Source organism: Vibrio sp. 10N.261.55.A7 (assembly GCF_002877365.1).
GTDB lineage: Bacteria > Pseudomonadota > Gammaproteobacteria > Enterobacterales > Vibrionaceae > Vibrio.
In genome coordinates this window covers 2,640-4,095 of record NZ_MCWZ01000166.1, presented here as the reverse complement: position 1 = coordinate 4,095, position 1,456 = coordinate 2,640, and the positions used below count along the sequence as shown (strand labels likewise).

At 42.9% G+C, this 1,456-nt stretch carries 2 protein-coding genes; one reads left to right on the top strand and one right to left on the bottom strand.

From position 1 onward, the window contains the following. A partial coding sequence (locus BCU12_RS09700) for an IS110 family transposase (RefSeq protein WP_133153851.1) occupies nucleotides 1-664 on the bottom strand: 664 nt, incomplete at its 3' end. A 120-nt stretch (nucleotides 665-784) separates the two neighbouring features. Here BCU12_RS09700 and BCU12_RS09695 point away from each other — a divergent pair. Continuing rightward, nucleotides 785-1,417, top strand: a complete 633-nt coding sequence (locus BCU12_RS09695) for a sugar O-acetyltransferase (RefSeq protein WP_102404119.1) — start codon at nucleotides 785-787, stop codon at nucleotides 1,415-1,417. Nucleotides 1,418-1,456: the final 39 nt, after the last annotated feature.

Here is a 1,456-nt window from a genome sequence, read left to right as displayed (position 1 = left end):
CATTCAATGGCAAAGCCATGAGCTTGGCAGCTTGCTTCATTTCCTTGCTCAGACGATAGACTTTTCTATCATAGCGGAGGATCTCCTCATTAAGGTGGTGGATGTTATTTACTAAATCGCACAGTAATTCCCGAGCGAGAAATGGAATGCCATTTTCGGCATCTTCGAGGATATCGGGCACCATCTTTTGAAGTGGGTAGCGGCCCTGAGGAATGATGACGCCAAACTCAGATAACAAGGCCCGAAGTTGGTTAATGGTCGCGGTACGATTTTTTACTAGGGCATGACGAATACGATGCAAGCAGAGTACCGCTTGTTGCTCTTCGCTTTTAACCGAAACAAAACGGGTTTTAGGTCTTGAAACCGCCTCACAAATTGCTTCAGTATCATTCGGGTCATTCTTCTCACTTTGTCGATGAGGAATGACAAACTTAGACGCCATAATTTTAGGCGTATGACCTAGCTTCTTTAGTTCCCGTGACCAATGATGAGCTCCCGAACAGGATTCCATCCCAATTATGCACGGTGGTAAATTGGCGAATGTGTCTAAGAGTTTGTTTCTTTTAACTGTTTTGCGTAACACGCACTTGCCATATGCATCCACGCCATGAATACTGAATACATTCTTGGCGAGATCAACGCCAATGGTTTGAATGGTGGACATAGTAACCTCCAGTTTCTAAGAGTATTCATAGTTAACTATGGCACGCTGCGGCTTGGGTAGAGGGAGTCCATATCATTTCGTAGGGTGAGACAAAATTCAGCACTTATTTAAAGGTAAATTATGGATATTAAGGCTCAAATACATAGCAAAAAAATCTACTTTTGTGATGATGAAGAACTAGAGGCTAAGCAACTAGAGTGTTTAGATATTCTGTATGATTTTAATCATACTCGCCCATCGAAAATGGCGAAACGCCAAGGAATAATGAAGCAGATATTCGCAGAAGTTGGCGAGGACTGTTATATCGAACCTCCCTTACATGCCAACTGGGGTATCCACACTCATTTAGGTAAAAACGTTTATGCGAACTTTAATTTAACGTTGGTCGATGATACTCATATTTATATTGGTGACTACGTAATGATAGGCCCCAATGTGACCATCGCCACAGCGGGACACCCAATCGAACCAAGTTTAAGAAAGAAAGCTGCGCAATTTAATATCCCCGTGACTATTGGTAATAATGTTTGGTTAGGTGCTAACTCTGTAATTTTACCGGGTGTAACTGTTGGAGAGAATACGGTGATTGGTGCGGGTAGTATTGTGACTAAAGATATACCAGCGAATGTTGTAGCCGTTGGTAATCCATGCCGTGTTCTCAGGGAAATCAGCGAACATGACAAAGAGTTCTATTACAAGACCCGCAGAATAAATGACACAGCACCCGAACAAGAGCTCAACAGTGACCCGTAACGCTTGGCACTTTCGCTTCGAAAAAGTCTATGCCAAGGT